Genomic DNA, 22,843 nt, shown 5'->3' with positions numbered 1-22,843 from the left:
GAGAGGCTCAATCTTCCGGGTCCTCTCGCTCGCGCCTGCGGGCGACGTCGACGTCTTCCTGGTCGTTCTCGACATCGTCGGTGGTGGTGATCGTGAAGGAGCGGTAGGCGAGCGCGAGCACGAAAGCGGCCAGGCCCATGGTGATCACGATGGCGGTGAGCACCATCGCCTGAGCGAGCGGATCGGCGGTGTCGCGCTGCGTGGTGTCGGTCTGGCCCTGGATCGGCGCCCGGCCGTCCGGGCCGCCGAGGGTGATGATCAGCAGGTTCACCGCGTTGCCGAACAGGATCATGCCGAGCAGCATTTTCGAGACCGCACGCTCGAGGATCAGATAGACCCCGCAGGCGACCAGGATCCCGATCACGATCAACAACGTCAGATTGGCGGTCACCGCGCGGAACCTCCTGACCCGGAGGTGGTTTCGTTCGAGGCGAGCTCGCTGTCCAGGCGGGCGCCGAGGCTGCGCAGCACGTCGAGCACCAGGCCGACGACGATCAGGTACACACCGAGGTCGAACAGCAGCGCGGTCACCAGTTTGAGGTGCCCGAGCACCGGCAGCGTCACCTCGAAGATCGCCGAGGACAGCGGTGGAGCGCCGAAAAACAGTGAGGTGACGGCGGTTCCGGCGGCCAGGGTCAGCCCGGCGCCGAGCAGGTGGCCCGCGTCGACCGGCAGCGCCTCGCCGAGTTCGTACCGGCCGCCGGCGAGGTAGCGCAGGGTGAGCGCGAGTCCCGCGGTGAGTCCGCCCGCGAAACCACCGCCGGGGGCGTTGTGGCCGGAGAAGAAGAAGTACACCGACAGCACCATGATGGTCGGGAACACCAGGCGGGTGGTGATCTGCATGACCATCGAGCGGTCCGCCCGATCGACCAGTCGTCCGGCGGGCAGCCAGCTCACCAGATCCGGGTCGTAGTACGGGGAGTCGGCGGCGCGCGGCGCGCTACCGAAGCGGCGGCTGCGGAACACCAGCGAGGCGACGCCGGTCGCGGCGACCACGAGCACCGAGATCTCGCCGAGAGTGTCCCAGGCGCGGATGTCGACGAGGAGAACGTTGACGGCGTTCTTGCCCCCACCGAATTGGTATGCGGCGTCCGGGATTCGGTGCCAGATCGGCTCGGCGGTGCGGGCGGCGACGGCGAAGGCGCCGAGCACCGTGACGCTCGCGCCGACCAGCGCGGCCAGCACCGCCCTGCGCGCCTTGAACGGGGTGGCCCGGCCCGCCTCGATCTCCGCCGGGAACGCCCGCAGCACCAGCACGAAGATCACCAAGGTCAGTGTCTCGACCAGGAATTGGGTCAGCGCCAGATCGGGCGCGCCGTGCAGCGCGAAGATCACGCCGCAGCCGTAGCCGGTGACCCCGACCACCAGCACGCTGGCCAGCCTGTTGCGCAGCACCGTCGCGCCGAGCGCCATCGCGACCATGATGCCGCCGAGCACCGCTTGCAACGGTGAATCCCACAGGCGCAGTTCGACTCCGGTGCGGGTGCCGAGGGCGAGCAGCACCGACGGCAGGATGATCAGCGTGCCCAGGATGGTCGCCTGACTCAGCGGCAGCGACCCGCGCTGCACCGCGCCGGTCATCCGCAGCGACAGCTGGTCCATCCCGCGCAGGGCCGCGTCGTAGGCGCGGTCGGCGTTGCCGAGCCGTGGCCGGGTGGGATCGCGCAGGCGGTCACGCAGCTGGAACAGGGCGATGCCGCCCGCGATCACCAGGACGGTGAGCACCAGTGGGACGTTGACACCGTGCCACAGTGCGAGATAGGACAGCAGTTCCTCGGAAAACGTTCCCGCATAGGGGCTGAGCAGCCGATCGGTCCACGGCGCACCGAGCCCCGCGATCAGGCTCGCCACCGCGAGAATCGCGGGAGCGGCCAGGAACAGTGCCCCCGGTGCGTGCCAGCCGCCGTCATCGCGCACGTGTCCATCGGAGCCCGCAGCCGGACCGGCACTTTCGGTGGCGTAGTCGGCGACGCGGCGAACCCGGTGCGCTCCGTGCGCGGCCGGCCGCGCGACCTGGGGCTTGTCCGCGAAGGCGCCCCAGACGAAGCGAATGCTGTAGCCGACGGTCAACATCGACCCGAGCACCACACCGGCCACCAATGCCACCCGTGCGGGCCCGGCGAGGCTGTCGGCCGCCAGGATCGCGCTGAGCGCACTCTCCTTACCGACGAATCCGACCAGCGGTGGAATCCCGGCCATGCTCAACGACGCGAGGATCGCGATACCGCAGAGCACCGGAGCACGGCGGCCGAGCCCGGACAGTCGGCGCAGATCCCGGGTGCCCGCCCCGTGATCGATGATCCCGACCACCATGAACAGGCACGCCTTGAACAGCGCGTGCGCGACGATCATCGCGACCCCGGCCAGCGCCGCGTCCGGGGTGCCGAGGCCGACCAGCACGATCAGGAAGCCGAGCTGGCTCACCGTGCCGAAGGCCAGCACCAGCTTCAGATCGACCACCTCGAGCGACCGCAACCCCGCGAGCAGCATCGACACCACGCCGAGGGTGAGCACCAGCGGATGCCAGACGGGGTTGTCCGCGAACACCGGCGCGAGCCGCGCCACCAGGTACACACCGGCCTTCACCATGGCCGCGGCGTGCAGATAGGCGCTGACCGGTGTCGGCGCCGCCATCGCACCGGGCAGCCAGAAGTGCAGCGGCACCACGGCGGACTTGCTCATCGCGCCGATCAAGATCAGCACCACCGCGACGTTCACCGCGAGGCCGTGCGGCGGCTGCGCCCGCGCCAGCAGATCGGAGAGCAGGTAGCTGTTGTTCGCCTCGCCGAGGATGATCAGGCCGACCAGCATCGCCAGCCCGCCCGCGGCGGTCACCAGCAGCGCCTGGATGGCGGCGCGCCTGCTGTTCGCCTGCTCGGCATTGTGGCCGACGAGCAGGAACGACAGCACCGTGGTGAGTTCCCAGAAAACGAAAAGCAACAGCATGTTGTCACTGGTCACCAGTCCGAACATGGCCCCGGCGAAGCCGACCATCTCGGCCGCGAACACTCCCAGGCGCGGCTCGTCGTCCTCGAAATACCTGGCGCAGTAGCACAGGATCAGCGCACCGATGCCGAGCACCAGCGCCGACATGATCGCGGCGAGCGAGTCGAATCGCAGATCGATGTTCATCTCGATGCTCGGCGCCCACTCGAGCCGAACCCGCTGTGTGCTACCCCAATTCGCGATCACCCAGATCAGGCCGCCGAACGGGACCAGCGCGAGCACATAGAAAGCGTTGCGCCCCAGTGCCCTTACCCACAGCGGCGCCACGAGCGCGGCTGCGGCGAGGGCGAGCAGGATTGCGAGCAAACTACACTCCGTCGGGTAGGGGCGGCGGGGTGGTGCGGGACAATCCTACGTGGAGCCTGCGGATTTCCGCGTACTCGCCGGGTATGGCGTCGGCTATACGACGACTCCGGGGCTATATATCCGCTAACGCCGTGTCCGCCGCGGGGTCGCTCGCCTGCGGGCGGCCGCGGGGCCGGAAGCGGTGCAGCACGGCGAGGCCGACGGCGCTGCCGAGCACGATGGCCAGCGCGGCCCGCCCCGGTGTCGAGTCGTGCGCCGCGCCGTCGGGTTGCTGCCAGCTCTTGCTGTCGTCGGGCAGCACGGAGATCACCGTCGGCAGGTACAGGGCGGCGATCGCCAGCACGCCGCTCGGGGCGTGCCGCGGCCGGGCGGTGGCGCAGCAATAGCCCGCGGTGAGCGCGAGCACCACGCTGCCCGCCGAGAAGAGGATCCAGTTCGATTCCGGCGGCACGAGCATGGCGAACACCGCGAGCCCGGCGAGCAGGGTGACGGCCAAGGGCGCCGAGGGCAGGCGGGTGCCCGCGAGCATGCCGACGGTGGCCAGCGCGAGCAGGATCCAGACGCTCCAGCCGGGCCGGGTGGCGTATCCGAAGGCGTCGGCGGTCGCGGTCAGACTGACCGCGAGATAGACGCCGTACCCGTCGCGTCCCGGCAACAGCATGGCCGCCGCGGTCGCGGCGCACACGGTGGCGGCGGCGGTGAACCCGATATCGACCGCGTGGTTGATGGCGGGCGCGGTGATGTACTGGCGTTGCAGCCATTCGGTGACCGCGAGGATCACCAGGGCAAGCACCATGGCCGCGAGGATCGGCGCCACCGGCAGGTCGATCGACAGCCGTAGCGGCTCGGACTCGCCGACTCCGGCCCGATTGCGCAGGGCACTGATGAGCAACAGCGTCAGCGTCAGCCCGATCAGCCAGCCGGGCGGGGTCTCCAGCACGTCGAACGGATCATCATCGATGTCGAGGAAGTCCGCCAGGTCGCTGAACACGAAGAACCCGACACCGCCGAGCGCGAAAGCCGCGGCGGGCACCGGCTTGCGCAGCGCAACGACACCGAGCCCGCCGAGCACGATTCCGGCGCACACCGAGTCGATGTAGTTCTGTGTGGTCAGCATGTCGGCCGAGGCGGCATGGCGCCCGGCGATGTGATTGATCAGCTGCGCGGCGCTGCCGACCAGGGCGACCACCCACGCGGTCGCCGGGCGGGCGGTGACGCCGACGACCACCGCGACGGCGACGGCGACGATCACCCCGATGGCCGCGCCACGCGGCACGCTGTTCCACAGGTTGGCCAGCTGATAGGGCGTGCTGTCCCGGATCGAGGCGAAGGTGACCGGCAGGAACAGCGTCACACCCGCGACCGCGGCGCCGAAGAACACCGTGACCGCGTCGAACGCATTGCCCATCCGCCGCACAGGCCGAACATACCTGCGCGCGACCGGCGAATCTGTGATTGCCCGCACTTAGCCGAGGCATGTCGAAATGGGCGATATGCCAGGAAAGTGCGATTACGGCGTGGTTGCCGACTTACAGGTACCGGCCTTCGCTGCCCGTCGGCTGCCCGCGCGTCTCCGCGTAGCGGCGCAGCGACTCCACCTGGAGTGCGTCGAGCGAGGGCCGCACGACAGTGCGCGCCGCCGTCACGTCCGCCGCGGTGACATCCGCGGCGTCCAGATCGCGGCGCATCGCGGTCAGCGCGGCCTCGCGTAGCAGCGCGACGCAGTCCGCCGCGGAGTAGCCGTCGAGCTTGCGGGCCAGGGCGGCGAGGTCGACATCGGCGGCCAGCGGCACCGAGCGCCCCGCGGTCCGCAGGATCTCCAGCCGCGCCGCGCTGTCCGGCGGCGGCACGAACACCAGGCGCTCGAGCCGCCCTGGCCGCAGCAGCGCCGGATCGATCAGCTCCGGCCGATTGGTCGCGCCGAGCACCACCACATCGCGCAGCGGCTCCACCCCGTCGAGTTCGGTGAGCAGGGCGGCGACCACCCGGTCGCCCACGCCGGAGTCGCCGCTCTGGCCGCGCCGCGGCGCCAGCGCGTCGACCTCGTCCAGGAAGATCAGCGACGGCGCGGAATCGCGTGCGCGCTGGAACAATTCGCGTACCGCGCGCTCGGAGGAGCCGACCCACTTGTCCATCAGCTCCGCCCCCTTCACCGTGTGCACGCTGAGCTGGCCGGTGCTCGCCAGCGCGCGCACCAGGAAGGTCTTGCCGCACCCCGGCGGGCCGTAGAGCAGCACGCCGCGCGGCGGATCGATGCCGAGGCGGGCGAACGAATCCGGATGGCGCAGCGGCCATAACACCGTCTCGGTCAGCGCCTGCTTGGTCTCCACCATGTCGCCGACCTCGTCCAGGCCGAGGCTGCCGATGGCGGGCTCGTCCATGCCCGAACGCGACAGTGGCCGAATGACTTTCAGCGCGCCGAGCAGATCCTCCTGGGTCAGTTGCGGATCGGTGTGATCCTTGCTGGCCCGGGAGGCTGCTCGCAGTGCCGCCTCCCGGCACACCGCGGCCAGGTCGGAGACCACGAATCCCGGTGTGCGGGCGGCGATCTCGTCGAGTTTCAATGCCGTGGTCGGCACCCGGCGCAGCAGCTGTTCCAGCAGCGACTTGCGTACCGCGGCGGTGGGTAACGCGAGCGCCAATTCCCGGTCGCACAGGTCGGGCGCGCGCAGTCGGGGGTCGATCCCGGCGGGGTGTGCCGTGGTGGCAAGAAGGGCGACGGACGGCTCGGCGACCGCGCCACGCAACTGATCCAGGATGAGCGTGGCGACCGGCTCCGCCTGCGCGGGCAGCAGCGCATCGATATCGGTGATCAGCAAGATGCCGCCCTGCCCGGAACAGACCTCGGCCACCGCCTCGGCCACTTCGCGCAGCCGGGCGCCGCTCTCGGCGGCCCCGATGGTCGGCCCGTCCAGTTCGACGATGCGGCGCGGTGCGGTGACCGCGCGGGCCAGCGTGGCCTTGCCGACACCGGCCGGGCCGGTGATCAAGACGCCGAGATGTGGTGTGGCGCCGAGGGTTTTGAGCAGCTCGGGTTCGTCGAGGGCGAGACTGAGCCACTCGGCGAGCTTCGTCGCCTGGCTGTGCGCGCCCGCCAGATCCTTGACGGTGATCAGCGGATCGGTGTGCCGGGTGGCCGCGCTGCGGCCGTTCGACGCACCGCGCACGGCCGCAGCGCCGTCGAAGGCCGCCGCCTCGGTCGCGCCGCGCGAGGCCTCGCCAGGCGGGATCGGTGCACCGGCCAGCGCCCGGTCGGCCGCGTCCCTGGCCGCCACCACACCGGCTCCCCAGACGACCGCGGTGTTCGGCTGCACGCTGACCGGCCCGCGCGGATCGGTGGCGGTGACGGTGAGCAACTCGGTGGTCCACGCGATGCCGAAGGTGCGCGAGAGCGCCTGCGAGGCGGCCGCGGAGCTGATCTCCGGGCCCAGATCGCGCGGCAGCAGCGAGACCGTGTCACCGATCGTCACCACCTTGCCGAGCAGCGCCTGGCGCAGCGTCGCCGCCGGGATGGTGCGGGTGGCGTGCACCGAGCCGCTCACCGAGATCTGCTTGGCGCCGTACACGGTGACCGGAGCGACCACCACCGTCGCGTCTTCGCGCAAGCCGGCGTTGGACAGCGTCACATCGTCGAGCAGCGCCACCCCGGCGGGGGTGCCCGCGGGTGCGACGCCGACCACCGCGGCGGTGCGGCGCGCGCCGACCAGCGCGATGCCGTCCCACTCCCGCAACCCGAGCGCGGTGAGCGCCTCCGGATGCAGCCGCACCACGCCGCGGCGGGCGTCGGCAGCGGAGGGATTCAATCGAGCGGTGAGCGCCAGTTCTGCCACTGTGCCATTCTGCCGCGCCGCGCCGCGGTGGGGGACGCCGCCGGTGTTACTTGTTCTTGGGGACGATCCCGGCGGCCACCGCGACCGGCGTCTCGGCCACGCTGCCGGACAGGCAGACCAGCTTCGCCGTGCCGAGCGCGACGTTCGGGCTGCCCGCGAACGTGCTGTCCGGGTGCTCGGCGACGATCTGCTCGATCAGCGCCTTCTGCGCGTCGTTGTCCAGCTTCTTGAACTCGGCGCAGCTGGTCTGCGACGGATCGGTGGACGCGGGGGTACCCGGCTGCACGGCGGTCGGCGCGCTGCCGGGGGTGCTCGGCGCGGCGGCCGGGGACGATGGCCGCGCGGCCGAGGCCGTGCTCGTGGCCGAGCCCTTGCGCAGACCGTTCGCATCGCTGGAATCGTCCGCGGACTGGCCGCAGCCTGCCAGCAGAGCCACCGTCCCGATGGCGGCGACGATGACGGAAGTTCGCTTCATACCGTGCTTTCCCCGGTGGATCGTGTGCCGGAACGTCCGGCGCGTTCGGTGCAGCGTACCGGTTCGGCGCGGCTCAGTGGATGTGTGCTTGCCAGTCCGCCGGGACCCGCTCGCGCGGGCCGGGCACACCCTGGTCGGCGGGGTGGCTGTGCGGCGGGGTCAGTTCCGGCCCGTCGCCGTACATCTGCTCGGTCCGGAAGTTCCAGTACCAGTCCTCGCCCGGCTCGAAGCTCTGAATGAACGGGTGGCCGGTGTCTTTCGCGTGCTTGCTGGCGTGCTGGTCCGGCGAGGTGTCACAGCAGCCGACGTGCCCACACTGGGCGCAGCGGCGCAGATGCACCCACCAACCCTGCGACGCTTCGCATTCCACACAGCCGGTACCGGTGGGCGGCACCGCCGTATCGATGCCCTCGAACTCCTGCGTCATCGTTGACCTCCTACGGTGGATTCGGGTTCGACATTCTCCGCCGCCGGCTCGTCCGGCGTGCGGTGCAGCGGCAGCCAGACGGTGAATCGGGTGTTGCCCGGTTCGGAGTCGACCTGGATGTCGCCGTCGTGCTTGTTCACCACGATCCGGAACGAGATGTCCAGGCCGAGCCCGGTGCCCTCGCCCATCGGCTTGGTGGTGAAGAACGGCTCGAAGATCCGGCTGCGCACCTCCTCCGGAATCCCGGGGCCGGAGTCGCCGATTTCGATGACGGCACAGTCGTTTTCGTGCCTGGTGCGAATGGTGAGCGTGCCATGGCCGTGCATCGCGTACACCGCGTTGTCGATCAGGTTGGTCCACACCTGATTCAATTCCGCTGCGTAGCAGGGCACGTCGGGCAGCGCGCGGTCGTAATCCTTGACCACCTCGACCCCGTCGCCGATCTTGCGGCTGAGCATCACCAGGGTACTGTCGAGCAGGTCGTGGATGTCCACCACCTGGAACGGCGCCCGGTCCATCTGGGAGTACTGCTTGGCCGCGTTGACCAGCGACGAGATGCGCGTCGTCGAGTCGGCGATCTCGTTCATCAGCAGTTCGGTCTCGATGGTGTAGTTCAGCCAGCGGATCGCGCCCTGGAACACCTGCTCGGTGCAGCCTTCCAGAGTGGCCGACACCCGTTCGAGCCAGTCGACGTCGAAGCCGGCCTGCACGAAGTTCGGTGCCAGGTTCCAGCCGTCGACGATGCCGTGCTCGTCGAGCCACTCGCCGAGCACGTCCTCACGGTCGGCGGCCTCCATCGGCGTCAGCTCCGGCGCCTTGGCCACCTGGGCCGCCGCCTCCTCCTGCAGCCGCACCAGCGCGCCGAGCGAGGCGGTATCGAACTTGCCGTCGGCCATCATGGCCAGTTTGTGCCGCATGCCCGCGACCCGCTCGCGCAGACCGGAGGTCGCGCGCACCGCGGCGGCGGCGGGATTGTTCAGCTCGTGGGTCAGGCCCGCGGACAGCGAGCCGAGCGCGAGCAGCCGCTCCCGCTGGCCGATACGCGCGTTGGTGTTCCGGTTGCCGAAGAAGGCGCCCTCCAGCAGGTGCACCGCCATGGGGAACCACTCGTGCATCATGGCGGCGAAGACCGAGGCGTCGAGCACGAAGAACCGGGACGGGCGCGTCACCTTCATCGTGCCGTTGTAGGTCTGGTCGACCTTGTCGCCGATGTAGGCCATCCACGCGCCCGAGTAGGCGCCGCGGTGCTGGGTGCGGACCAGCTCGATCTCGGTGCCACCGGACAGCTTGGTCAGCACGATCTCGCCGTCCATCAGCACGTAGAAGCAGGTGGCGGGCTCGCCCTCGTGGAAAACAACGCCGGGCTCGATGGTTTCGACCCGACCGTCCCGGCACAGCCGGTCCAGCTGTTCGTCGGTCAGCTTCTCGAACAGGAACAGGGTGCGCAATTCCGCTGGGTCGCAGACCGATCGGCTGCTGCGGCCCGCTGTCTCACTCGAATTCACTTGCCAGCCTCCTGTGTCTGATCGGCGGCGCTCCCGGGCACTCCGTGGTTACGCGGGCAGCCGCCTCCGTGCCCATCGATCGCGCCGCGCTCACGCGAGATACCGGTGCACGAGCATGACGGCCATCGCACCCTCACCCACCGCCGACGCGACGCGCTTGGCCGAGTCGGCGTGCACGTCACCGGCGACGAAGACGCCGGGCACGTTCGTCTCCAGATGGTGTGGCGGGCGCGGCAATTCCCAGCCCGCCGGGCGCGCGCCGTCGACGAGCAGATCGGGGCCGGCCAGCACGTAGCCCGCCTCGTCGCGCTTGACCACGCCGTCGAGCCAGTCGGTTTGCGGTGCGGCGCCGATGAACAGGAACAGCCGCTCCGCGTCGGCCTTCTCCTCGACGCCGGTCACGTTGTCGCGCAACACGATCTGCTGCAGGTGGTCGTCGCCGTCGGCGGCGGTGACCTCGGTGTTGGTGTGCACCTGGATGTTCGGGATCTGGGCGATCTGCTGGACCAGGTAGTGCGACATCGAGTTGTCCAGCGAGTCGGACCGGACGATCAGGTGGACCGTCTTCGCGTTGCGCGACAGGAACACCGCCGCCTGACCCGCGGAGTTCGCGCCGCCGACGATGTAGACATCGCGGTCGGCGCACTCGGAGGCCTCGGTCATCGCGGAGCCGTAATACACACCGCGCCCGGTGAAGTCGTCCACGCCGCGGGCCGGGTGGCGGCGGTAGTCGACGCCGGTCGCGATGATCACCGTGTGCGCGCAGAGCCTGCCGCCGTCGGCGAAGCGCACCGTGCGCGCGGAACCGTTCACCTCGAGCCCGACCACCTCGCGGGTGGTGATCACCTCGGCGCCGAACTTCGCGGCCTGCCGCCGCGCCCGATCGGCCAGCTGCCCGCCGGACACACCGTCCGGAAAACCGAGGTAGTTCTCGATGCGCGAGCTCTGTCCGGCCTGCCCGCCGGTCGCGGTGCGTTCGACGAGCACCGTGCGCAGGCCCTCGGAGGCGCCGTACACCGCGGCACCGAGGCCGGCGGGCCCGCCGCCGACCACGATCAGGTCGTAGAAGTCGCCGGTCGCGTTGACGGTGAGCCCGACGTTCTCCGCGAGCAGGCTGTCCGAGGGCTGCACCAGCGCCTCGCCCGCCGCGGTAATCACCACCGGACAGCGCTCGGGATCGGCGCCCGCCGCCTCCAGCAGCCGCGCGCCCTCCGGCTCGTCGGCCAGGTACCAGCGGTAGGGCAGCTGATTGCGGGCCAAGAACTCGCGCACCTCCGAGGAGCGCGGCGACCAGCGGTTGCCGACCACCTTGGTCTCGGTGATCGGCCGGTGCTCGCTGCCGCGCCAGGCGTCGAGCAGGCCGTCCAGCACCGGGTACAGCTTCTCCTCCGGCGGGTCCCACGGCTTGAGCAGGTAGTGATCCAGGTCGATCACGTTGATCGCGTCGATCGCGGCGTTGGTGTCGGCGTAGGCGGTCAGCAGCACCCGGCGCGCGTAGGGATGCAGGTCCATCGCCTGCTCGAGGAATTCGATGCCGTCCATGCCCGGCATCCGGTAGTCGGCGATCAAGACGGCGACCGGCTGGCCGCGCAGTTTCATCTCGCGCAGCGCGTCCAGCGCCTGGGCGCCCGATTCCGCGCGCAGAATCCGGTAGTCGGCGCCGTAGCGGCGCCGCAGGTCGCGCACGACCGCTCGGGAAACCCCAGGATCGTCATCGACGCTCAAGATGGCCGGTTTCGTGGCAGCGGGTGAAGTCACCTAACGAGTATGAACCTCGGTACAAACCGTGTCGTCGGCGTTTCACTGCTGGCGGACAACCGACCGGTCCGCGTCACAATTTGTGGTGGCGAATCAGGTCGAGTTCGGTGGGGGTGAGCAGCCGCTCGAGGGTCTCGGCGGACGAGTCGCGGACCGGTGGGCCGCCGTCGGGCTCGATGGCGGGGAGCAGCGGAACATGGTTCGCATGCCGGCGATGTAAGAGGGAGCGCAGGTTCACGGCCGATCACCTCACGTTTGGCGGGAAAGCTGGAGGCAGTGTCTTTGCTTCTTCTATCCGGCATTGTGCGCTGGCCATTACCAAGATCAGCGGACAACATGCGGAATGTGACCCAACTGTCTTCCCGATTAAAATATGTATTACCCATCAAGCGCGCTCGGCCGGACTCCGTGTCGGCTCGTTCGCACGGATCCCGGAGGCAGCGTTGCCGAAGAACCTCGAAGTCGCCATCGATATCGCCGCACCGCCGGACCGGGTGTGGGCGGTGGTCTCGGATCTGAAGCGGATGCCGGAGTTCAGCCCGCAGTGTGTGCGGATGCTGCCGCTCGGTAAGCCCAAGGCGGGCACCTGGGTGCTCAACCTCAACACCGACGGCAAGAAATATTGGCCGACCACCGCGCGCATCCTGCGGTACGAGGCGAACCAGGCGTTCGCATTCAAGATCAACGAGAACCGCGCGATCTGGAGCTACACGCTCGAGCCCACCGAGTCGGGCACCCGGCTGATCGAGCGCCGCGACTTCCCCAACGGCACCACCTGGTTCTCCCGCAAGTCGATCAACGCCGCGCTCGGTGGCGAAGGGCCGTTCGAGGAACAGATGGTCCGCGGCATGCACGAGACGCTCGACAAGATCAAGAAGGCCGCCGAGGCAACCGGTTAGTCGGCGTGTTCGCGCTCGGCGCGGCGGGTTCGGTGCGTAAGTTGGGCGAGTATGCGACCAATGACGCGCTGGTCCGCGGCCGGTGCCGCGATGGCGGTCGGCACCATGCTGGTGACGGGGTGTGGCACCGACGATGCGGGCCCCGAACGGCACGTCACCGTCGTCGGTAGCGGCCAGGTGCGCGGTGCGCCGGACATCCTCAACGCCGACATCGGTGTCGAGGTGACCGCCGAGAACGTCTCGGCCGCCATCGCGCGCGCCAACGACAAGGCCAAGGCGATGACCGACGCCGTCGTCGGCGCGGGCGCCACCAGAGAAGACGTGCGCACCACCGACGTCTCGATTCAGCCCCAGTACTCGGGCGGACCGAACGGCGGCGACACCGTCATCGGCTACCGCGCCGCCAACTCGGTCCGCGTCGTGGTGCGAGATCTGACCAAGGCCTCCGGCGTGCTGGACAGCGCGATCAAGGCGGGCGGCAACGAAACCCGGCTGCGCTCGGTGTCTTTCGCCATCGACGACAACTCTCAGCTGCTCGCCGACGCGCGGGCCAGGGCGTTCGCCGACGCGAAGGCCCGCGCCGAGCAGTACGCGGTGCTGGCCGGCGTGCGGCTCACCGAGGTCGACACCATCACCGAGGCGAGCAGTCACGAGGACGACAGCGCGAACAAGATGTCGGCGCAAGACGCCGCACCGCAGTCGGTTCCGCTGGAGCCGGGTACCCAGACGGTGACCTTCACGGTGAAGGTCACCTGGGGGCTGCGTTGATTATCCGAACGTGCGGGGTTCTGATTACACCGTGATCGCGAACTTGGGCAGCGTCACTACCTGCGCGGCGTAGGAGAGTCCCGCGCCGAACGCGATGAGCAGCGCGGTATCGCCCGGCTTGGACTCGCCCTTGCGCAGCATCGCCTCCATGGCCAGCGGGATGGACGCGGCCGAGGTATTGCCGGTCTCCTCGATGTCGTTGGCCAGTGCGCAGTCTTCCGGCAGTTTCAGCACCCGCGCCATGATCTCGATGATCCGGCCGTTGGCCTGGTGCGGGATCATCGCGTTCAGGTCGTCGGTGGACAGCCCGGCCCGGTCGATGGCGTCGCGGCAGACCTTCTCCAGCGAGTGCGCGGCCCACCGGAATACCGCCGTGCCCTCCATCGCCAGGTAGGGCCGCACCGCGTCGGTGCCCTTCTCCTCGATCTCGCGGAAGAACTCGACCCAGTCCTTGTCCTGGCGGATCGCGTGGTGCTGGGTGCCGTCGGAGCCCCACACCGTCGGGCCGATGCCCGGCTCGGCGGACGGGCCGACGATCACCGCGCCCGCGCCGTCGGCGAACAGGAACGCGGTGGAGCGGTCCGTCGGGTTGATGGTGTCGGTCAGCTTCTCCACGCCGATCACCAGTACGTGGCCTGCCGTGCCGCCGCGGACCAGGTCCGAGGCGAGCGCGAGCGCGTGGCAGAAGCCGGCGCAGCCCGCGGAGACGTCGAAGGCGGCCGAGCCGTTCATGCCGAGTTCGGTCGCGATCCGTGGTGCGGCGGCCGGGGTGAGCAGCAGATGGGTCGAGGTCGCGACGATCACGCAGTCGACCTGATCGACCGCGATGCCGGACGACTCGAGTGCGCCCTTGGCCGCGGCGACGCTCATGCTCTGGACGGTTTCGGATTCTCCGGCGAAGCGCCGGGTCTTGATGCCGGACCTGGTCTGGATCCACTCGTCGCTCGAGTTGATCGGCCCCGCCACCTCGTCGTTGGTGACGACTCGGACCGGGCGGTATACGCCGAGCCCGAGGATCGCCGTGTGCTCTGCCCCGGTGGTCTGGGCGATTCGAGCAGCCATGTGCGTCTCCTATGTACCTGCGGCACCGCCGCCGGGTTGTCCCCGAAGCATCGAAAATGGATCCCTCATCAACCGCCACCTACGGAGCCGTAGACATGAGGCCCCCTCATATTAGCCGGAGATCCGGCGTTTCGCCGTGCGTATTCTCACAAACCCCGGGTATACCGCGATTAGCATGCTGATTGCTCCTGTCGGCATGCCCCAACTATGTGTGAACCGTTCCAGGTACGCATGGACGGTAGACGCGGATTGCGAGGACACCATGCTCGGTCTCGGGATTATCGGGTGGATCATCATCGGCGGTCTTGCCGGGTGGATTGCCAGCAAGATCATGAAGACCGATGCCCAGCAGGGCATTCTGTTGAACATTGTCGTAGGCATCGTCGGTGGCCTACTCGGTGGTTTCCTACTGAAGTTGTTCGGTGTCGACGTCGAAGGCGGTGGCCTCTGGTTCAGCTTCTTCACCTGCCTCGGTGGCGCGGTGATTCTGCTGTTCCTGGTCGGCCTGGTGATGGGACGTCGAGTCCGAAGCTGACGGCACCGGTGCCACAGGCTCCTTTCCCGTAAGGTGTGATCGCTTGCGCCGGTCCTATCGTGGAGGGCGTAATCCGACTGCATCTAGCACGAAAGAGGAGCCTGTGGCCCGCCGTCCCACGCCGCCCGGCACGCCTGAACGCACCGGAGTCGGCCACGTCGCCGATTTGGTTCGCCATGCGATCCCCCCGTTGCACCCCGCCGGGCTTCCGTTCGTTGCCGCACCTCTCGCGGTCGCTGTCCTCGGCGGCAAGCGAAAGTGGGTGCGCCGGACGGGCCTGTTCGCCGCGGCCGCGTGCGCAACCTTCTTCCGGCACCCGAACCGGGTGCCGCCGAACCGGCCCGGCGCCGTTGTCGCACCCGCCGACGGCGAGATCGCCCTCGTCGATACCGCCGCGCCCCCTGCGGAATTGGGCCTCGGCGACCAGCCCGTGCCCCGGGTGAGCATCTTCCTTTCCGTGCTGGACGTGCACGTGCAGCGCACGCCGGTGTCCGGCGTGGTGCGCACGGTGCTGCATCAGCCTGGTCAGTTCCGCTCGGCGGATCTGCCCGAGGCCAGCGCGGTGAACGAGCGCAACACCATGGTGCTCGACACCCCGTCCGGGCATCAGGTGGTCGTGGTGCAGATCGCCGGCCTGCTCGCCCGCCGCATCGTGTGTGACGCCCAGGTCGGCGACGTGCTGACCATCGGCGACACCTATGGGCTGATCCGCTTCGGCTCGCGGGTGGACACCTACTTCCCGGCGGGCACCCAGCTGCTGGTCGAGCCGGGGCAGCGCACCATCGGCGGCGAGACCGTCCTCGCGGTGCTCGGGTCGACGCCCGCCGCTTCATGATGGAGGCGGCTGCTCCGATTCAGCGACGGCGGCGCCGCCCCATCCGGCTGTTGCCGAGCGTGGTGACCATTCTGGCGCTGTGCTCCGGGTTGTCCGCGGTGAAGTTCGGGTTGGACAACCGGCTCGACATCGCGCTGGCGATGATCGGCGCGGCGGCCGTGCTGGACACCTTGGACGGTCGGCTGGCCCGCATGCTGGACGCGACCACCGCGATCGGCGCGGAGCTGGACTCGCTGTCCGACGCCATCTCCTTCGGTGTCGCCCCCGCGTTGGTGCTCTATGTGTCGCTGCTGCACAGCGAGACCGCGGGCTGGATCGTCGCTCTGCTGTTCGCGGTGAGCATGGTGCTGCGGCTGGCCCGGTTCAACACCCTGCTGGACGACGACACCCGACCGGAGTGGTCGCGCGAGTACTTCGTCGGCGTGCCCGCCCCCGCGGGCGCGCTCATCGCCATGGTGCCGATCGCGCTGTTCGAGGTGTTCGGTGACGGCTGGTGGGTCGGCTTCTACGCGGTCTCGGCCTGGACCGTCGGCGCCGCGGCCCTGTGCGTCAGCACGATTCCGACGCTGGCCATGAAGTCGGTGTCGGTCGCGCCGCAGGCGGCCGCCGGGCTGCTGGTGCTCGTCGCGCTGGCGGCGGCGCTGCTGGTCACCTACCCGATCGTGCTGCTGCTGATCCTGGTCGCGCTGTACCTGTGCCACATTCCGTTCGCCTGGCACTCGCAGCGCTGGGTCGCCGCCCGCCCGGAGACCTGGACGCACAAGCCCGCCGAGCGGCGCGCGCAACGCCGGGCCCAGCGGCGGCCGGTGATCCGCCGCCCGGCGATCCGCGGCTCCAGTGCTCGGCTGCGGTTACGCAGGCCGGGTGGCAAGCAGCGCGAAGGCAACGACCTGCCCCGCTGAGCCTGCTGGGTTTTCTTAAGGTCTTGGAAAGCCCGCCCAGGAATGCTCTTGCAGTATGGGCACGCTGGCGATAGGTGGCTTCGGTTTCAGTGGCTGGGGTGTCGGTGGCTTCGGCGTCGCCAGATTCGGTCTGAAGCGCCTGCTCGGCATCGCGGATTCGGCCGTGGCCGAACACATGCGGCTGTCCACGCGGGCGAGCGGTACGGTCATACCCGGCGGGCGGGCGCGAAAGAGGGTAGCGATGGAGCCGGACGGCTTGGGCGTGTTCATGACGCATCGTCCTCGGCTGTTCGCACTCGCCTACCGGATGCTCGGGTCCGCCGGTGAAGCCGAAGACGCCGTGCAGGAGACCTATCTGCGCTGGGACGCCGCCGACCGCAGCCGAATCCGTTCCGCCGAGGCCTGGCTGACCACCGTGCTGGTGAATCAGTGCCGAGCCTGGCTGATTTCGGCGCGGGCCCGCCGGGAGACCTATGTCGGGCCGTGGCTGCCCGAGCCGGTGGCCACCGAGCGCGGCGAGCTCGGTCCGCTGGAGACCGTCGAGGAGCGCGAGCTGGTTTCCTTCGCGCTGCTCACCGCGCTGGAGCGATTGACCCCGGTCGAGCGGGCGGTGTTCGTGCTGCGCGAGGCGTTCGGCTACGCGCATCGCGAGATCGCCGACATGCTCACCATCACCGAGGGCAACTCGCAGCAGATCTATCGGCGGGCCGGGCTGCGGGTGCGCGCGGGCCGGGCCCGCTTCGATGTGCCGTCCGAGTACGCGGGCGAGCTGATCAAGCGGTTCCTGAAGGCGGCGCGCAACGGCGACATCGAGTCGCTGGAGCAGCTGCTCACCGCCGATGTGGTCTCGATCGCGGACGGCGGCGATCAGATCAACGCGGCCCGCAGGCCGATCGTCGGTGCGAACAAGGTGGCGCGGTACCTGGTCGGGCTGTTGCGGTGGGAGGTGCCCGGCATGGAGCTGCTCGTCGAGGAGGTCAACGGCGCGCCCGCGGCGGTGGCCAGGGTGAACGGCGCGCCGTTGCTGGTCGTCGGGATCGAGCTGGTGGACGGCGCGGTGGCCACGCTGCGGCTGGTCGTCAATCCCGAGAAGCTGGCCTATTTCGCCAGATCCACGGGTGCCACGCGGTAATTCGCCGACAGCGTGACGTGCTTCACGTCCGAAAGCTGTCAGTAATGGTGGGGCTGTCCGATCTGAAGGGTGTCGGCCGAACGAAAAGGAGCCACCTCATGACCGGACAGCATCGGATCGTCGTCCTCGGCGCCGGGTACGCGGGACTGGCGGCAGCGGGTCGCCTCGCGAGCAAGGCGCGTGGGGCGCGGATCACCGTCGTGGACACGCGCACCGAATTCGTCGAGCGGGTACGGCTGCACCAGCGGGCCGCCGGGCAACGGATTTCGACCTGGGATCTACGGGAACTGTTGGGCGGCAAGAAGGTCCACTTCGTGCGTGCTCGTGCGACGGAGATCGACACCACGGGCAAGCGGGTATTGCTGGACACCGCAACGGTTCTCGACTACGACACCCTCGTCTACGCGCTCGGCAGTACCGCGGACCTGGCCAGCGTTCCCGGGCTGGCGGAGCATGCCTACTCGGTGTCGACACCGGAGGACGCGAACCGTTTCGCGGCGCCCTCCGGCACTGTTCTTGTCGTCGGCGCCGGTGCCACCGGTATCGAACTGGCTGCGGAACTCGCTGAGTCGCAGAATGATTCGCGGGTGTGCCTGCTCAGCCCGGAGGAGCCGGGTGCGTGGTTGTCACAGCGGGCACGCAAGCATATTCGCCGCGTGCTCGAGCGGCTCGGCGTCGAGATCCGCTCCGACGCCAAGGTGATCGAGGTGACCGCGGCCGGGGTGCGGCTGGCCGACGGCACACTGATCGAGGCCGCCGCGACCGTGTGGACCGCGGGCTTCGCCGTGCCGGATCTGGCGCGGCGATCCGGCCTTTCGGTCGACGGGAAGGGCCGGGTCCTGGTGGACGCCGCGCTGCGGTCGATCTCGCACCCCGACGTCTACGCGGCGGGTGACAGTGCCGTGATCGCCGGCCCCGGCGGGCGCGACCTGCGGATGGCTTGTGCGACCGCGCTGCCGACGGGTAAGTACGCGGCCGATGCGATCGTTGCCCGTCTTCGCGGCGCGGAACCGGGGAAGTTGCGGTTCCGGTACGTCGTCCAGTGCCTGAGCCTCGGTCGTCGCGACGGCCTGATTCAGGTATTGCACGCGGACGACTCGCCTGCCCGGACCGTGCTGACCGGGCGGCCGGCGGCTTGGGTAAAAGAGCAGGTAGTGCGCGGTGCGGGATGGGCGGCCCGCCCCTGAATCGCGCACGGCTGCGGCGGCTTCGGCACTGGCGTCCGATAGCGGATCACGTTTCGTCAACTTTGGGTTGACGGTAGCGAATCGTCAACCTATCGTTGACGGCATGACATCGCCATACCGCCTCGACGACCTGATCGACGGCATCAAGAAGGCCCGCCCCGACAACGTCCTCGACCAACTGTCCGACGCCGTGGTCACCGGCAATCACCTCGGCGAACTGGCCGATCATCTGATCGGCCACTTCGTCGACCAGGCCCGCCGCGCCGGCGCCTCATGGACCGACATCGGCGCCAGCATGGGCGTCACCAAGCAGGCCGCACAGAAGCGTTTCGTGCCGAAGGGGCCCGGTGGTCTCGACCAAGACGCCCTGATGGATCCCAGCGCGGGCTTCGCCAGATTTACCGAGCGGGCCCGCGCGGTCATCATCGGCGCGCAGGAAGCCGCACGCACCGCGGGTAACGCGGAGATCGGTACCGCGCACCTGGTGCTCGGTCTGCTGTCCCAACCCGAAGGCATCGGCGCGAAAGAGATTCTCGCCAGCGGTATTTCGATGGAGGCCGTGGGCGAGGCGGTGACCGCCGCGCTGCCCCCCGGTACGGGCGACGTGCCGCCGCTCATCCCCTTCGACGCGGAGGCCAAGAAGGCGCTCGAGCTGACCTTCCGTGAGGCACTTCGTTTGGGACACAACTACGTCGGCACCGAACACATCCTGCTCGCACTGCTCGAACAGGAGAACGGTACGGGCCTGCTCACCGGCCTCGGCATGGACAAGACGAAGACCGAAGCCCACATCGTCGAACTCCTCGCCCCGTTCATGCCCAAAAAGCAATGAGGCGACGGTGGGCGTCGACCGGGGCCGGTCTCGACCGGCTGACGTCCATCCGGCTACGAATCCGTCGCGCGCGCTACGGATTCCGTGCGGTCCTGGCCGCGCAGGCACGAGCTGCCCGCGCGCGGCGAACATCGTCCGGCCGACGGCGCCCGCCGGACGAACAGTGCCCGCGCGGCCTGATGCGCGCCGCCTGAGACCGCAGAGCTACGCCCGCCCGCGCAGGCCGCCGCCCCAACGTGGCCATTGCGCTTGGGGTTTCGGCTCGGCAACCAACGGCTCGCGTTCGATATCGGTGACGTACAGCGGAAGGTGCGGTGCCAGCTCCGCTAGTAGTGCCAACGTCTTACCGCCCTGCGCGGCCCGGTACTCGGGCATCGTCAGCCCGACCAATTGCAGGAAGCGCATACTGCCGTGCGGGGTTTCGATGGTCCCGAGCTCCGGGTCGACGGTGAAGGCGACGGCGCGGATGCCGGAGTTCGGTTGGTCGGCGGCGATCGGGCCGTTCGCCTTGATGGTGTGCCCTGGCTCGAACCACTTGCCGGACTGGAAGACATAGCGGGCGAGATTCTGCAGGAAGTTCGCGGGCCACACCGGCGGCTCGGTGTCGGTGGGCTTGCGCACCAACCGGAAGGTGAACTCGAATCCCCAGCCGGACTCCTCGGGGTTGTCCCACTCCTTCTCGTACAGCTCGGTCATGCCGTAACTGATGTAGTGCCAGTGCGGTACCGGTTCGGTGCGTGAGTACGCGCTGATCCCGTCGAGCGGGTCGGGACCGCCGAGCGACCAGCGGTGATCGGTGGCCCAATGGAAAGGTTCGATATCGCCGTACAACGGCCGCAGCGCGCCGTCGATGGCATTCCAGCCGGGTGCTTCACTCACCCCGCCACCATAAGGGGAACCGCCGCTGCCCTTGGCGGGCAGCCGATCAGGCGTCGGGAACGTTGCGATCGAGTTCGTCCAGCCAGGCCGCGGCCGACGCGTCGCTCGGCGCCCGCCAGTCACCGCGCGGTGACAACGAGCCACCGGAGCCGACCTTCGGCGCGTTGGGCAGCGTCGAGCGTTTGAACTGGCTGGTCTGCACGAACCGGCGCAGGAACTCCGCGAGCCACCGCTTGATCGTGGCGAGGTCGTAGGCGTTGCGCTGGTCGGCGGGGATCAGATCGGGCCAGCGGCCGCGGTTCGGGTCCGACCACGCGTGCCTGGCCAAATAGGCGATGCGGCTTGGGCGGTAGCCGAAGCGGAGCAGGTAGTAGAGGTGGAAATCCTGGAGTTCGTAGGGGCCGACGGTGGCTTCGGAGCTTTGGCTCGGCGCTGCGCCGCTACCCGAAGCGGCGTTGTCGGGCACCAACTCCGGCGAGATCTCGGTCTGCAGGATCGAGGTGAGTACCTCGCCCGCCGCGGGCCCGAACTGCCCGGTCTCGACCGACCAGGCGATCAGGTACTTGATCAGTGTCTTGGGGACCGAGGCGTTGACGCTGTAATGCGCCATGTGGTCGCCGACGCCGAAAGTGCACCAGCCAAGGGCGAGTTCGCTCAGATCGCCGGTGCCGACGACCAGCGCGTTGTGCTGGTTGGCCAGCCGGAACAGGTGCGAGGTGCGCTCGCCCGCCTGCACGTTCTCGTAGGTGATGTCGTACTGCGGCACGCCGTCGGCGGCCGGGTGGCCGAGGTCGCGCAGCATCTGCGTCGCCGACGGACGGATATCGATCTCCCGCGCGGTCACGCCGAGCGCGTCCATCAGCCGATGCGCGTCGGTGCGGGTCCGGGTGCTGGTCGCGAAGCCGGGCATGGTGTACGCCAAGACATTTGCCCGGGGCAGTCCGAGCCGGTCCATCGTCTCGGCCGCGACGATCAACGCCTGGGTGGAGTCGAGCCCGCCGGACACTCCGATGACCACCCGCTCCATCCCGGTGGCGCGCAGCCGGGTGCTCAACCCCGCCACCTGGATGTGCTGCACCTCCGCGCAGCGATCGTTGCGCACCGCGGGATCGGCCGGAACGTAAGGGAAGCGCTCGATCTCGCGTCGCAGCTCGACCACGCCCGCGGGAATCGGCAGGGCCACCTCGACGCGCCGCAGCCGAGCCAGCCGTTCCCGGTGGTCGTGCACATTGTCGGCAAAGCTGGTGGTGCGCAGCCGATCCGCGGCAAGGCGGCGCAGATCCAGGTCGGCGGTGACCAATTGAGGATGATCGGCGAACCGGACACCCTCGGCGAGCAGATCACCGTTCTCGCACACCAGCGCCTGCCCGTCCCAGGCCAGATCGGTCGTCGATTCCCCGTGTCCCGCCGCCGAATACAGGTACGCGGCCAGGTAGCGCGCCGAATGCGAGGTGCACAGCGCCCTTCGGTAGTCGGCCTTGCCGATGACGATATTGCTCGCCGACAGGTTGACCAGCACCGTCGCCCCGGCCAGCGCGGCATAACCGCTGGGCGGCAACGGAACCCAGCCGTCCTCGCAGATCTCCAGATGGAACACGAACCCGTCGAGGTTGTTCGCCACGAACAGCAGGTCGGCGCCGAACGGCACCCGCTGCCCGGCGATCGTGACGTGCGTCTCCAGGTTCTCCCTGGCCGCCGCGAACTGTCGCTTCTCGTAGAACTCCCGATAGTTGGGCAGGTAACTCTTCGGCACCGCGCCGAGCACCGTGCCGCGGCACACCGCGACGGCGCAGTTGAACAGCCGCCCCTGGGCCCGCACCGGCGCACCGACCACCAGCACCGTGTCGATGTCGGCGCTCTCGGCGACCACCCGGGCCAGCGCCGCCTGGACGGCGTCGTCCAGCGCGTCCTGGTGGAACAGATCGTCGGCCGTGTAGCAGGACAGGCCGAGCTCGGGGAAGACGGTCAGCACCACCCCGTCGGCCGCCGCCTCGCGGGCCAGCGCCAGCGTCTGCTCGACGAGGTAGGCGGGGTCGGCGACCCGCACCCGTGGCACGGCGACCGCCACCCGGGCGAAATCGTGCCGATAGAGCGATTCGAAGGGCAGTTCACGCACTGCCGTCCCCCTTCGCCGAGGCTGCCGGAAATGATCATGATTCCCCTCCGGAACCTACCCGCCATAGTGGCCCGCTAAGCTATAGCAATGGCGGATGAAACGGATTCCGACCTAATCGCGGGGGAACGACGCGCCGATCTGCTGCGTGCGCTTTCTTATGTGTCCACAGAGTCACAACCGGACGGCAGCTATGTCGTCAACGGAGATCTTCCCCCCGAGGTGGCGCCCCCATTTATTCGGGCGATCATGCGGGTCGAAGCGGAGTTGTTGCTGCACGATGCCGAGCTCGTCACCGTGGAGGGCGGCGAGCCGAGGTCTCCGGAAGAGCGCAGGACCGACGCGTTCGTGGCCCTGGTGTTGCGGGTCGACGACCGGGCCTAGGCCGCCGC

At 69.1% G+C, this 22,843-nt stretch carries 21 protein-coding genes; 9 read left to right on the top strand and 12 right to left on the bottom strand.

Annotated elements, in window-relative coordinates:
- Nucleotides 1-7 precede the first annotated feature (7 nt).
- The 9 genes from ACIHA7_RS06610 to ACIHA7_RS06570 all read right to left on the bottom strand — a co-directional run bounded on the left by ACIHA7_RS06610 (nucleotide 8) and on the right by ACIHA7_RS06570 (nucleotide 11,545).
- Nucleotides 8-391, bottom strand: coding sequence for a Na(+)/H(+) antiporter subunit C (locus tag ACIHA7_RS06610; protein ID WP_397286206.1), 384 nt, complete (start codon nucleotides 389-391; stop codon nucleotides 8-10).
- A complete protein-coding gene (locus tag ACIHA7_RS06605; RefSeq protein ID WP_397286203.1) occupies nucleotides 388-3,312 on the bottom strand; it encodes a Na+/H+ antiporter subunit A in 2,925 nt (974 codons plus the stop codon). The genes ACIHA7_RS06610 and ACIHA7_RS06605 overlap by 4 nt, the downstream gene beginning before the upstream one ends.
- 112 nt (nucleotides 3,313-3,424) lie before the next feature.
- On the bottom strand, nucleotides 3,425-4,729 hold the full coding sequence (locus ACIHA7_RS06600) for a hypothetical protein (RefSeq protein ID WP_397286201.1): 1,305 nt from the start codon (nucleotides 4,727-4,729) through the stop codon (nucleotides 3,425-3,427).
- 112 nt (nucleotides 4,730-4,841) lie between these two features.
- Nucleotides 4,842-7,142, bottom strand: coding sequence for an AAA family ATPase (locus ACIHA7_RS06595; protein WP_397286199.1), 2,301 nt, complete (start codon nucleotides 7,140-7,142; stop codon nucleotides 4,842-4,844).
- Nucleotides 7,143-7,188: 46 nt separating this feature from the next.
- Nucleotides 7,189-7,617: a hypothetical protein gene (locus tag ACIHA7_RS06590; RefSeq protein WP_397286197.1), complete on the bottom strand. Its 429-nt coding sequence runs from the start codon at nucleotides 7,615-7,617 to the stop codon at nucleotides 7,189-7,191.
- Nucleotides 7,618-7,690: 73 nt separating this feature from the next.
- A complete protein-coding gene (locus ACIHA7_RS06585) occupies nucleotides 7,691-8,044 on the bottom strand; it encodes a UBP-type zinc finger domain-containing protein (protein ID WP_397286195.1) in 354 nt (117 codons plus the stop codon).
- A complete protein-coding gene (locus tag ACIHA7_RS06580) occupies nucleotides 8,041-9,549 on the bottom strand; it encodes an ATP-binding protein (protein ID WP_397286193.1) in 1,509 nt (502 codons plus the stop codon). The genes ACIHA7_RS06585 and ACIHA7_RS06580 overlap by 4 nt, the downstream gene beginning before the upstream one ends.
- A gap of 90 nt (nucleotides 9,550-9,639) precedes the next feature.
- Nucleotides 9,640-11,307: an FAD-dependent oxidoreductase gene (locus ACIHA7_RS06575; protein ID WP_397286191.1), complete on the bottom strand. Its 1,668-nt coding sequence runs from the start codon at nucleotides 11,305-11,307 to the stop codon at nucleotides 9,640-9,642.
- Between the two features lie 73 nt (nucleotides 11,308-11,380).
- Nucleotides 11,381-11,545, bottom strand: a complete 165-nt coding sequence (locus ACIHA7_RS06570; RefSeq protein WP_397286189.1) for a hypothetical protein — start codon at nucleotides 11,543-11,545, stop codon at nucleotides 11,381-11,383.
- A gap of 205 nt (nucleotides 11,546-11,750) precedes the next feature.
- Between ACIHA7_RS06570 and ACIHA7_RS06565 the strand changes: the two genes are divergently transcribed.
- Both ACIHA7_RS06565 and ACIHA7_RS06560 read left to right on the top strand, forming a co-directional pair.
- Nucleotides 11,751-12,206, top strand: coding sequence for an SRPBCC family protein (locus tag ACIHA7_RS06565; protein ID WP_397286187.1), 456 nt, complete (start codon nucleotides 11,751-11,753; stop codon nucleotides 12,204-12,206).
- Between the two features lie 51 nt (nucleotides 12,207-12,257).
- On the top strand, nucleotides 12,258-12,974 hold the full coding sequence (locus tag ACIHA7_RS06560; RefSeq protein WP_397286185.1) for an SIMPL domain-containing protein: 717 nt from the start codon (nucleotides 12,258-12,260) through the stop codon (nucleotides 12,972-12,974).
- Nucleotides 12,975-12,998: 24 nt separating this feature from the next.
- On the opposite strand, the gene ACIHA7_RS06555 is transcribed toward ACIHA7_RS06560, so the two are convergent.
- Entirely contained in the window at nucleotides 12,999-14,036 is a 1,038-nt protein-coding gene (locus ACIHA7_RS06555) for a beta-ketoacyl-ACP synthase III (protein WP_397286183.1), read from the bottom strand.
- A gap of 262 nt (nucleotides 14,037-14,298) precedes the next feature.
- On the opposite strand from ACIHA7_RS06555, the gene ACIHA7_RS06550 reads away from it, so the two are divergent.
- The 6 genes from ACIHA7_RS06550 to ACIHA7_RS06525 all read left to right on the top strand — a co-directional run bounded on the left by ACIHA7_RS06550 (nucleotide 14,299) and on the right by ACIHA7_RS06525 (nucleotide 19,459).
- Complete coding sequence (locus ACIHA7_RS06550; protein ID WP_397286557.1) at nucleotides 14,299-14,571, top strand: GlsB/YeaQ/YmgE family stress response membrane protein; 273 nt, start codon at nucleotides 14,299-14,301, stop codon at nucleotides 14,569-14,571.
- Between the two features lie 103 nt (nucleotides 14,572-14,674).
- Entirely contained in the window at nucleotides 14,675-15,406 is a 732-nt protein-coding gene (locus ACIHA7_RS06545) for a phosphatidylserine decarboxylase (protein ID WP_397286181.1), read from the top strand.
- On the top strand, nucleotides 15,406-16,308 hold the full coding sequence (locus tag ACIHA7_RS06540) for a CDP-alcohol phosphatidyltransferase family protein (RefSeq protein ID WP_397286555.1): 903 nt from the start codon (nucleotides 15,406-15,408) through the stop codon (nucleotides 16,306-16,308). Before ACIHA7_RS06545 ends, ACIHA7_RS06540 begins: the two co-directional genes overlap by 1 nt.
- A 55-nt stretch (nucleotides 16,309-16,363) precedes the next feature.
- A complete protein-coding gene (locus tag ACIHA7_RS06535) occupies nucleotides 16,364-17,440 on the top strand; it encodes an RNA polymerase sigma-70 factor (RefSeq protein WP_397286179.1) in 1,077 nt (358 codons plus the stop codon).
- A 98-nt stretch (nucleotides 17,441-17,538) separates the two neighbouring features.
- The gene (locus ACIHA7_RS06530) at nucleotides 17,539-18,627 is read left to right on the top strand and encodes an NAD(P)/FAD-dependent oxidoreductase (RefSeq protein WP_397286177.1); all 1,089 of its coding nucleotides are present in this window, start codon (nucleotides 17,539-17,541) and stop codon (nucleotides 18,625-18,627) included.
- Between the two features lie 103 nt (nucleotides 18,628-18,730).
- Nucleotides 18,731-19,459: a Clp protease N-terminal domain-containing protein gene (locus ACIHA7_RS06525; RefSeq protein WP_397286175.1), complete on the top strand. Its 729-nt coding sequence runs from the start codon at nucleotides 18,731-18,733 to the stop codon at nucleotides 19,457-19,459.
- A 204-nt stretch (nucleotides 19,460-19,663) separates the two neighbouring features.
- On the opposite strand, the gene ACIHA7_RS06520 is transcribed toward ACIHA7_RS06525, so the two are convergent.
- Both ACIHA7_RS06520 and ACIHA7_RS06515 read right to left on the bottom strand, forming a co-directional pair.
- Nucleotides 19,664-20,338, bottom strand: a complete 675-nt coding sequence (locus ACIHA7_RS06520) for a suppressor of fused domain protein (protein WP_397286173.1) — start codon at nucleotides 20,336-20,338, stop codon at nucleotides 19,664-19,666.
- Nucleotides 20,339-20,384: 46 nt separating this feature from the next.
- Nucleotides 20,385-22,454, bottom strand: a complete 2,070-nt coding sequence (locus tag ACIHA7_RS06515) for an NAD(+) synthase (RefSeq protein ID WP_397286171.1) — start codon at nucleotides 22,452-22,454, stop codon at nucleotides 20,385-20,387.
- An 87-nt stretch (nucleotides 22,455-22,541) separates the two neighbouring features.
- Between ACIHA7_RS06515 and ACIHA7_RS06510 the strand changes: the two genes are divergently transcribed.
- Nucleotides 22,542-22,835, top strand: a complete 294-nt coding sequence (locus tag ACIHA7_RS06510) for a hypothetical protein (RefSeq protein ID WP_107659693.1) — start codon at nucleotides 22,542-22,544, stop codon at nucleotides 22,833-22,835.
- The last annotated feature ends 8 nt before the right edge of the window (nucleotides 22,836-22,843 follow it).

This window comes from Nocardia sp. NPDC052316 (assembly GCF_044547795.1).
Taxonomy (GTDB): domain Bacteria; phylum Actinomycetota; class Actinomycetes; order Mycobacteriales; family Mycobacteriaceae; genus Nocardia.
Note: the sequence above shows the minus strand (reverse complement) of the source record. Positions and strands in the feature narration are given on the sequence as shown.

Bases quoted from the DNA above. Each gene is read 5' to 3' on its own strand.
- ACIHA7_RS06525 (WP_397286175.1), top strand. From the start codon at position 18,731: ATGACATCGCCATACCGCCTCGACGACCTGATCGACGGCATCAAGAAG.
- ACIHA7_RS06535 (WP_397286179.1), top strand. From the start codon at position 16,364: ATGGGCACGCTGGCGATAGGTGGCTTCGGTTTCAGTGGCTGGGGTGTC.
- ACIHA7_RS06540 (WP_397286555.1), top strand. From the start codon at position 15,406: ATGGAGGCGGCTGCTCCGATTCAGCGACGGCGGCGCCGCCCCATCCGG.
- ACIHA7_RS06550 (WP_397286557.1), top strand. From the start codon at position 14,299: ATGCTCGGTCTCGGGATTATCGGGTGGATCATCATCGGCGGTCTTGCC.
- ACIHA7_RS06530 (WP_397286177.1), top strand. From the start codon at position 17,539: ATGACCGGACAGCATCGGATCGTCGTCCTCGGCGCCGGGTACGCGGGA.
- ACIHA7_RS06510 (WP_107659693.1), top strand. From the start codon at position 22,542: ATGGCGGATGAAACGGATTCCGACCTAATCGCGGGGGAACGACGCGCC.
- ACIHA7_RS06590 (WP_397286197.1), bottom strand. From the start codon at position 7,617: ATGAAGCGAACTTCCGTCATCGTCGCCGCCATCGGGACGGTGGCTCTG.
- ACIHA7_RS06560 (WP_397286185.1), top strand. From the start codon at position 12,258: ATGCGACCAATGACGCGCTGGTCCGCGGCCGGTGCCGCGATGGCGGTC.
- ACIHA7_RS06585 (WP_397286195.1), bottom strand. From the start codon at position 8,044: ATGACGCAGGAGTTCGAGGGCATCGATACGGCGGTGCCGCCCACCGGT.
- ACIHA7_RS06555 (WP_397286183.1), bottom strand. From the start codon at position 14,036: ATGGCTGCTCGAATCGCCCAGACCACCGGGGCAGAGCACACGGCGATC.